Raw genomic sequence first — 8552 nt, 5'->3', positions numbered from 1 at the left:
GTTCGGCCAGTCGGTCGACGGCGACCAGAAGCTCGGCCGCTAGCGCGAGGCCCCGGCGGCCGGTCCGCCCCAGCCCCCCCGCGGGCCGGCCTCCCCCCGGGCCGGCCCCGGACCGGCCGCCACCCCCGCCTCGCCACCAGACCCGATCGAGCGGGCCGCGGATTCCTCTCCGCGGCCCGCTTCGTTCGTCCGACGGGACCGCGGTCAGGTCACGGACCCACTGGAACTTTTGAGCGGCCAGGGAGATAATGTTCTTGAAGCGCCGCCTTTGCCGGCCGGCGCAGCCAGTTGTACCGACGAAGGGATCGCCCGATCGATGAGCCAGCCGGGGGCGCCTGCGATGCGCATCCAGTACGGGGCCCTGCCCTACCGTATCGACGCCACGGGCACGCTCGAGATCCTGCTCATCACGACGCGACGGACCCGCCGCTGGGTGATCCCCAAGGGCTGGCCGATCAAGGGGCTGAAACCGGAGAAGTCGGCCGCGCGCGAGGCCTACGAGGAAGCCGGGGTCAGCGGTTCGGTTGGCAAGCGCCCGATCGGGCGCTTCACCTATGCCAAGAGCCTGAATGACGACGGCCGGGTCATTCCGTGCGAGGTCCGGGTGTTTCCGCTGAAGGTGAAGCGCCAGAGCATCACCTGGCTCGAGGCGGCCACGCGCGACACGCGCTGGCTGGCGCCCATCGAGGCGCTGCAACTCGTCGACGAGCCCGGCCTGCGGGCCCTCATCGCGGAATTCTCCGGCATGGTATTCACCGGCGCGGCGGCGGCCGAGTAGGGCCGCCGGCCGCGCCCGCCGGCTAGATCTCCTCGTCCTCGAAATCCTCCGCCACCTGGCTGCCGACGATGTAGCCGGCGGCCATGCCGATCATCGTGCCGAGCGCGTCGCCGATGAGCGCTTCGCCCAGCACGGCGCCGATGACGATGGCGCCGACGACGATCGCGACGTGCTTCAGCGTGATGCCGGTCGTCTCGATCTTGGGCGGGGTGATGGTCACCGACGGCGCCGCCGACTGGGCGAAGGACAGGCTGGGCAAGAGGCAGAGAAAGAGGATGGCGAGGAGCTTGCGCATGGGTGCCTCCGGGACGCGATCTCGTCACAGCCTACACCAATCCCGCGCAGGCGGAAGAGCCGCCTCCGCCCGTGCTATGCTGCTTCCCATGGCAACGGGACGGATGGGAGGCCAGCATGCCACCGGCGGATCCATTCGGACTGGAACGGTTCGTCCGGGCCCAGGAACCGATCCTCGAGCGGGCGCTGGCGGAACTGCGCGCCGGCCGCAAGACGACGCACTGGATGTGGTTCGTCTTTCCCCAGCACGTCGCGCTCGGACGCTCGCCGATGGCGGTCAACTACGGCATCCGGTCTCCGGACGAGGCCCGCGCCTACCTCGCCCACCCGCGGCTCGGGCCGCGCCTCGCGGCGGCGGCGCGCATCGTGATCGATCACGCGGACCAGCCGCTCGAGGCGATCTTCGGCCCGCTGGACGCGATGAAGTTCCGCTCGTCGATGACCCTCTTCGCGGCCGTCGTCGCGGAGGACGAGGAGGACTGGCCGTTCCAGGCGGCGCTCGACGCCTGCTGCGGCGGCCGGCCGGACCCGGCGACGCTCGCGCTCCTGGATCGGCGGCGCTGACGCCGGGTCGCCAGATATCGACGGGCAATGGGCGCCGGAGAGGATGAAACCCGGAACTCGCATGTGCTGGTCTCCGCGAGACGATCTCCTTGGCCGGTGGAGGTGACGAGCGCCGCCGATCTCACGGCGGATCGGGGCGCTCGTCGGCGCATCACGCCTTGATGCGCTCGATCACCACCGGCACCGGCCGGCAGACCGTGTTGCAGACGGGGGAGTGCTGCAGGGCGTAGTTCAGCAGATCGTCGAGCTCCTGGTCGGTGCAGTCCGCCTTGACGTGCATCTGGATGTTGATCTGCTCGTAGCCGGCCGGGACGCTGTCGTCGAGGCCGAGCAGCCCCTGAAGATCGATGTTCCCCTTGAGTTCGGTGGACAGCTCGCGGATGGCGATGCCGCGCGCCATGGCGTGAAGCACGAAGGTCGTCGTCACGCAGCCGGCAAGGGCATGAAGCAGGAATTCGACCGGGTTGGCGCCCTCGTTGTCGCCGAGCAGCACCGGCGGCTCGCCGTTGGTGAACTCGAAAGATGCCGCACGGGAAGTATCCTCCTGTCCGGCGCCATAGAAGTCGCGGATCGTGGAGCGGTTCTCGCCGCCGTTGACCCATTTGTTGCGGGCGCGGAACTGGAAGCGGGCGAGGCTCTTGTCGGCCTTCAGCGCAGCGATCGTGTCGACGGCGGCCTGGACATTGAGGCCGTTGATGTGGGTCGGCTGTGCAGCGACGGCGAGACTTGCGGTCATGGCTGTTCTCCAATCCTCGAGACTTGCGTTGCATCTGCCGGCCGCAGTCCTCGGACCTTGCGTCGGCGAGGCGAAAACTAGGGGCTCGCCAGGGGAGGAGATAAGAACGGGTTTTGCCAGAAACGGTCCGTTCATGCCAAATTCGCTTCTGCCATGATGGAACCGGCTCCGCCCGCCATCGATGCCTTTATCTTGGCTTTGCCGGAGACTGCCGGATCGGCCCTTTACGGCATGGTCGATGTGCTTGCTTCCACCGGCACGCTTTGGCGGGAACTTGTCGGCGAGCAGCCAGGTCACCGGCTGATCCGGCCGCGGATCGTATCTCCGTCACTCGAGCCCTTCCGCTGCGGCCACGGCATCCCGATAAGCCCCGATATCGACATCGCGAAGGTTGCGCGTCCGGAACTCGTCATATTGCCGGAGCTCTGGCTTGCGCCGACCGATGACCTGAATGAGCGCTATCAGGATGTGAAGGAGTGGATTCGCCGTTGTTACCGGGACGGCGCCACCATCTACACGGCCTGCTCGGGATCGGTCCTTCTCGCGGCGACGGGACTGCTCGATGGCCGCGACGCGACCTCGCACTGGGGTTACCAGGATCTCTTTCGCAGGAGCTTTCCAGCGGTTCGCTTCAACCCGAAGCCCAACCTCGTAATCGCCGACCCCGCCGGGCGGATCGTTACGGCGGGCGGAACGACGTCGTGGCACGACTTGGCGCTGCACATCATTTCCCGCCATTGCAGCCCGGGCGAGGCGCTGCGCATCGCCAAGGTCTATTTGCTGAAATGGCACGACGCCGGACAGCTTCCCTTTGCCAGTCTCGTCCGCCGGCAGCCGCATGCGGACGCCGTGGTTCGCCGGGCGGAAGAATGGCTCGCCAACAACATCCGGGAGGCGAATGCCGTGTCGGCCGTCGTCGATGCTTGCGGGATACCGGAACGGAGCCTGAAACGGCGGTTCAAGACGGCCACGGGCTCGACCCTGATCGAGCATGTGCAGAATTTGCGAATTGAGACGGCGAAACGGCTGCTGGAATCCGGCGACCAGTCCGCCGACGAGATCGCCGCGGTCGTCGGTTACGACAATCCTGCCTTCTTCCGCCGACTGTTCAAACGCTCGACCGGCCTGACACCGGGCGCCTACCGAAAAATGTTCCGGCCGCTCGCCGCCGCCCCGAGTGCGAAAATGCTCGCTCGAGCTGATTGAACGCGGAGCGGGATGCGACCGATCGAGTTGGTCTCCAGACTTGGCTGCTCAACGAGCTGTTCGCTCGCGCGATCATGCGCGAGTCTGCGAACCAGCATTGCGTCCGGTAGAATGGCGCGCCCGAAGAGATTCGAACTCCTAACCCCCAGATTCGTAGTCTGGTGCTCTATCCAGTTGAGCTACGGGCGCGCACTGGACGGGGGCGGTGGCCGCCCTCGCGGAGGCCGGGACACTACGCAAACGGGTCCCGGCATGCAAGGGCGGATTTGGGGCCTTCAGAAGGCTGCGACAATCCCGTCCGCGCGCGGGTCGGCGGCGCCGGCGAGCGCGCCGTCGGGACCGCGGACGATCATGCCGGCATGGCCCATGAGGTCGCTGAACTCCTCGACCGGCTCGACGTCATGGCCGGCGCCGCGCAGCGCCGCCACCGTCTCCGCCGGCATCCGCGCCTCGACCTTGAGCGTCGTCGCCTCCCGCCCCCAGGTGCGGCCGAGCAGCCAGCGCGGCGCCGTCACCGCCTGCTGGGGGGCCTGGCCCGCCAGGAGGCGGGTCAGGATCGCCGCCTGGGTCTGCGGCTGACCCTCGCCGCCCATGGTGCCGTAGGTCACGGTCCGGCCGTCGGCGAGGCAGGCCAGCGCCGGGTTCAGCGTGTGGAACGGCAGCCGGCCGGGCGCCAGCGCCCGCAGCGCCGTCGGGTCGAGCGAGAAGGACGCGCCGCGGTTCTGCATCAGGAGGCCGGTGTCGCGCAGCACGACCCCCGAGCCGAACTCCCAGTAGATGCTCTGGATGAAGGAGACCGCCCGGCCGGCGCCGTCGACCGCCCCCATCCAGATGGTGTCGCCGCGGGCCGGCGCCTGCGGCGGCCAGGGTGCCGCCCGGGCCGGGTCGATCGCCGCCGCATCGGCCGCGAGCTGCGCCGGCGACAGGAGGTCGGCCGGATCGCGCGTCATCGCCGCCGGATCGGCGACGTGGGCGTCGCGCAGGAGGAAGGCGCGCTTGGTCGCCTCGACCAGCCCATGGACGTGGGCGAAGCCCTCGGCCGCGGGCGCGCCCAGCCGGTCCCAGAGGGCGAGGATCGCCAGCGAAGACACGCCCTGGGTCGGCGGCGGCAGGTTGAAGACGCGGCCGGCGCCGATCGCGACCGCCAGCGGCGCGACGACGGCCGCCCGGTGGCGGGCGAGATCGGCCGCGGCGACCGGCGAGCCGGCACGCTCCAGATCGGCCGCGATCGCGCGCGCGAGATCGCCGCGATAGAAGCCGTCGAGCCCCTCCGCACCCAGCCGGCGCAGCGTCCCGGCGAGCGCCGGGTTGCGCATCGCCTGCCCCGGCACCGGCGGCCGCCCGTCCGGCAGGAAGACATCGCGGAAGCCGGGGGCGTCGCCGATCTCCGCCGCCTTCTCCGCCGTGTAGCGGGCCTGGCTCGCGGTCGCCGGCATGCCGGCCTCGGCATGGTGGACGGCCTCCTCGAGGAGGCGCGGCAGCGCCAGCGGCGCCCCACCCCACGCGGCCGCGACCGTAAGGGCCGCCTGCCAGCCGGAGACGGTGCCGGGCACGGTCAGCGCGGCGAGCGGCCCGCGCGGCGGGATCGCGGCATGGCCGGTGCGGCGATAGAGCTCGGGCGTCGCCGCCGCGGCCGCGGCACCGCAGGCGCGGATCGCCACCGGCGCCGAACCGGGCGCGGCGATCAGCCAGAAGCCGTCGCCGCCGATCGCGTTCATGTGCGGATAGACGACGGCGATCGTCGCCGCCGCCGCCACCATCGCCTCGACCGCATTGCCGCCGTCGCGCAGCACGGCCAGGCCCGCCTGGGCCGCCAGATGGTGCGGCGCGGTCACCATGCCGCGCCGGGCGTAGATGGTCTGCAGCATTCCTCGGCCCCGGCTGGTCGTCGCGGACGGCCACGCTACATCCTTCGCAGACCGGAGGGGAGATGACGCCGATGTTCCGCCGCCTCGCCGCGCTGCTGCTCCTGGCACTTCTCGCCGCGCCGGCGTCCGCCCAGTCACCGGCGGACCGCGCCGCCATCGAGCGGGTGATCCGCGACCAGATGGCGGCCTTCCTGGCCGACGACGCGGGCGCCGCCTTCGCCTTCGCCGCACCGTCGATCCAGGCGATGTTCGGCACGCCCGAGAATTTCCTGGCGATGGTCCGAAGCGGCTACGCCCCCGTCTACCGACCGCGCGCGGTGGAGTTCGCCGAGCTCGGCCTCAGCCACGGCGTACTGGTGCAGCGCGTGCTCGTGACCGGGCCGGACGGCATGCCCGAGGTCGCCCACTACATGATGGAGCGCCAGCCCGACGGGCGCTGGCGGATCGCCGGCTGCGTCCTGACGAGGAGCGAGGATCGCACGACCTGAGACGGCGCGAGCCGGCCGTTGCCCGCCGCCGGCGGCCGGGCTAGGCAGCCGACATGAGCGACCCCTACCGCCGCAGTCTCGCCGTCTCGTGGGAGGAGTTCCACCGGCTGTCGCGCGACCTCGCCCTCCGCCTGGCGGAGCAGGCGCCCTGGCGGATGCTGGTCGCGGTGACGCGCGGCGGCCTGGTGCCGGCCGCGATCGTCGCCCGCGAGCTCGACCTGCGGCGCGTCGACACGCTCTGCATCGCCAGCTACGACGACCGCACCCGCGGCGTCCCGCAGGTGCTGAAGGCCGCGGAGGCCGGCGACGGCGAGGGCGTGCTGGTGGTCGACGACCTGGTCGACACCGGCGTCACCGCCCGCGTCGTGCGCGGCCTGCTGCCCCGGGCGCATTTCGCGACCGTGTTCGCCAAGCCCGAGGGCCGGCCGCTCGTCGACACCTTCGTCGCCGAGATCGGCCAGGACACCTGGATCGCCTTCCCCTGGGACCAGCACCCGCCGATCGTCGGCGGGCGGCGGTAGCGGGGCCCCGCGCCGCCTACTTCCAGGCGACGCCGGTGACGTCGTTGGCCTGGACGGGGCTGTTCTCCCAGACGCCGACGAGGTTGCGGTTCCAGACGCCGAGCTTGGGAAGCTGGAAGAGGAAGCCGTTGACGGCGTCCTCGGCCAGGATGCGCTGGGCGTCGCCGAAGAGCCGGGTGCGGGCCGCCTCGTCGCGCGCCGCGTCGATGGCGGCCATGACGCCTTTGAAGCGGTCGCTCGAATAGCCGAAATAATAATCGTCGCGGCTGTAGATCTCGATGTCCATCGGCTCGGTGTGGGAGACGATGGTGAGGTCGTAGTCGCGGCCGCGGAACACGGTCGCCAGCCACTGCGCCCACTCCACCGGCTCGATTTTCACGCGGATGCCGGCTTGCGCCAGCTGCGCCGCCACGACCTCGCCGCCGCGCCGGGCATAGGCCGGCGGCGGCAGCTTGAGCGTCGCCTCGAAGCCGCCCGGCAGCCCGGCCTCGGCGAGCAGTGCCTTCGCCTTCGCGACATCGTGCGGGTAGGTCCCGGTCAGGTCGACATGGCCGGGGGCGGCCGGCGAGAAATGGCTGCCGATCGGCGTCCCGAAGCCCTGCATCGCGCCGTCGATGATCGCCTTGCGGTCGATGGCGTGGCTGATCGCCCGGCGGACGCGGACGTCGTCGAAGGGCTTCTTGCGGTTGTTGATGGCGAGGATGGTCTCGCCCTCGGTCTGGCCGGGCTGGACGGTGAAGCGGCCGTCGGCACGGAGCCGGCCGAGCGCCTCGGCGGCGCCGATGTTGGGCCAGAGGTCGACGTCGCCGGCGAGCAGCGAGGCGACCTGGGCCGAGGGGTCGCCGATGAAGCGGAAGGTCACCTGCCGCAGCTTCACCTGGCCGGCGTCGCGGTGGGCGTCGTTCTTGACGAGGACGACGCGGTCGCCCTTGGCCCAGCGCTCGAACTTGAAGGGGCCGGTGCCGACCGGCGCCGTCTTGTTGGCCTCGGCCGTCTTCGGCGAGACGATGGCGGCGTCGCCCGAGCCCATGTTGAAGAGGAAGTAGCCGTCGCGGCGGGAGAGCCTGACCACGACCTTGCCCGCGTCCGGCGTCGCGATATCGGCGATGGCCGCGAAGTAGCGCTTCTGGGCGTTCACCGAGTCGGCCGCGCGGGCGCGGTCCCAGGAGAACTTGACGTCGGCCGCGGTGAAGGGCGTGCCGTCGTGGAAGGCGACGTTCGGCTGCAGCTCGAACGTGTGGGTGAGGCCGTCGGGCGAGACCGTCCAGCTCCGCGCGAGCTGCGGCGCCACCTTGCCCGACCGGTCGATGCGGACCACGCCCTCGAAGAGATTGGCGTAGGTGACCTCGTCGATCGCCGCCGCCGCCCCGCCGGTCGGGTCGAGATGCGGCGGCTCCAGCCCCATCCCGACCGTCAGCCGGTCCTTGGGCTGGGCGGCGGCCATGCCGGCCGCGACGGGGAGGGAGAGGGCGATTGCAACGAGAAGGCGAGGGACGCGCATTCTGCTGTGCCTCCGGTCGGGCCGAGGCGCCGAGGATAGCAGGCATCGCCCCAGCCCGGAACGATCTCCGGCGATTGCGCGTCGCCGCTCGGGCCGCGACGTGGTAAGGAGGGGCTAACCTTCCTCTTCCGTTCCGGGTCCCAAGCCGATGATCCGTCGCCTTCTGCCGTTCGTCCTGCCGCTCGCGGCCGCCGCCTGCGCGGCGCCGTCGAGCAAGGAGATGTACCCCTCCTCCGGCACCGCGCTCGCGCCCACCGCCCAGCTTCTGGAATGGGAGAACGCGCCCGAGCCGGTGGAGCTGCCCGACCCGGCCGCCACCCGCGACGCGCCGCGCGGCCCGCCGCCCCTGCCGACCGAGCCGCTGCCGCGCCAGCGCCGGATGCCGGGCCTGGGCAACGAGGCGGGCGGCTTCGACGACCCGCTCGGCCCCCTGCCCGGCACCGTGACGCGCCGCGGGTTCTGAGCCCCGCTGCCTCGCCCGCCCTACCAGGCGGGCGGGATCCAGGTGGCGTCGGGATCGAGGGGGAAGAGCGGCCGGACAACGTTGCGGAACTCGAAATTGCCGAGATTGGGCGAGGTCAGGCCGGGCACGTCGG

The 8552-nt window shown here is 71.2% G+C and carries 10 protein-coding genes and 1 tRNA gene; 6 read left to right on the top strand and 5 right to left on the bottom strand.

The features are described from left to right. The first annotated feature begins 340 nt into the window (after positions 1 to 340). Positions 341 to 778, top strand: coding sequence for an NUDIX hydrolase (locus ACE3Q3_RS21435; protein WP_374449395.1), 438 nt, complete (start codon positions 341 to 343; stop codon positions 776 to 778). Positions 779 to 800: 22 nt separating this feature from the next. Here ACE3Q3_RS21435 and ACE3Q3_RS21430 read toward each other — a convergent pair whose 3' ends face one another. After that, a complete protein-coding gene (locus ACE3Q3_RS21430) occupies positions 801 to 1073 on the bottom strand; it encodes a hypothetical protein (RefSeq protein ID WP_374449393.1) in 273 nt (90 codons plus the stop codon). A gap of 116 nt (positions 1074 to 1189) precedes the next feature. Between ACE3Q3_RS21430 and ACE3Q3_RS21425 the strand changes: the two genes are divergently transcribed. Continuing rightward, complete coding sequence (locus ACE3Q3_RS21425; RefSeq protein WP_374449391.1) at positions 1190 to 1636, top strand: DUF1810 domain-containing protein; 447 nt, start codon at positions 1190 to 1192, stop codon at positions 1634 to 1636. 151 nt (positions 1637 to 1787) lie between these two features. Here ACE3Q3_RS21425 and ACE3Q3_RS21420 read toward each other — a convergent pair whose 3' ends face one another. Further along, entirely contained in the window at positions 1788 to 2372 is a 585-nt protein-coding gene (locus ACE3Q3_RS21420) for an OsmC family protein (protein WP_374449389.1), read from the bottom strand. A 153-nt stretch (positions 2373 to 2525) separates the two neighbouring features. Between ACE3Q3_RS21420 and ACE3Q3_RS21415 the strand changes: the two genes are divergently transcribed. After that, positions 2526 to 3578, top strand: coding sequence for a GlxA family transcriptional regulator (locus ACE3Q3_RS21415; RefSeq protein WP_374449387.1), 1053 nt, complete (start codon positions 2526 to 2528; stop codon positions 3576 to 3578). A gap of 112 nt (positions 3579 to 3690) precedes the next feature. Here ACE3Q3_RS21415 and ACE3Q3_RS21410 read toward each other — a convergent pair. Beyond that, positions 3691 to 3767, bottom strand: a tRNA-Arg gene (locus ACE3Q3_RS21410). 86 nt (positions 3768 to 3853) lie between these two features. Continuing rightward, complete coding sequence (locus ACE3Q3_RS21405) at positions 3854 to 5446, bottom strand: gamma-glutamyltransferase family protein (RefSeq protein ID WP_374449385.1); 1593 nt, start codon at positions 5444 to 5446, stop codon at positions 3854 to 3856. A 62-nt stretch (positions 5447 to 5508) separates the two neighbouring features. Here ACE3Q3_RS21405 and ACE3Q3_RS21400 point away from each other — a divergent pair, with 62 nt between their 5' ends. Next, positions 5509 to 5934 (top strand): DUF4864 domain-containing protein, encoded by a 426-nt coding sequence (locus ACE3Q3_RS21400; protein ID WP_374449383.1) that lies wholly within the window; start codon positions 5509 to 5511, stop codon positions 5932 to 5934. A gap of 53 nt (positions 5935 to 5987) precedes the next feature. Further along, complete coding sequence (gene gpt / locus ACE3Q3_RS21395; RefSeq protein ID WP_374449381.1) at positions 5988 to 6455, top strand: xanthine phosphoribosyltransferase; 468 nt, start codon at positions 5988 to 5990, stop codon at positions 6453 to 6455. Between the two features lie 16 nt (positions 6456 to 6471). Here the strand turns inward: gpt and ACE3Q3_RS21390 are convergent, their stop codons facing one another. Continuing rightward, a complete protein-coding gene (locus ACE3Q3_RS21390; RefSeq protein ID WP_374449379.1) occupies positions 6472 to 7899 on the bottom strand; it encodes an ABC transporter substrate-binding protein in 1428 nt (475 codons plus the stop codon). Positions 7900 to 8104: 205 nt separating this feature from the next. On the opposite strand from ACE3Q3_RS21390, the gene ACE3Q3_RS21385 reads away from it, so the two are divergent. Further along, on the top strand, positions 8105 to 8419 hold the full coding sequence (locus ACE3Q3_RS21385; protein WP_374449378.1) for a hypothetical protein: 315 nt from the start codon (positions 8105 to 8107) through the stop codon (positions 8417 to 8419). The last annotated feature ends 133 nt before the right edge of the window (positions 8420 to 8552 follow it).

The sequence above is a fragment of the Allostella sp. genome, from assembly GCF_041913585.1.
Classification (GTDB): domain Bacteria; phylum Pseudomonadota; class Alphaproteobacteria; order ATCC43930; family Allostellaceae; genus Allostella.
The sequence above is the reverse complement of the archived record's forward strand: the minus strand, read 5'-3'. Positions and strand labels throughout refer to the sequence as shown.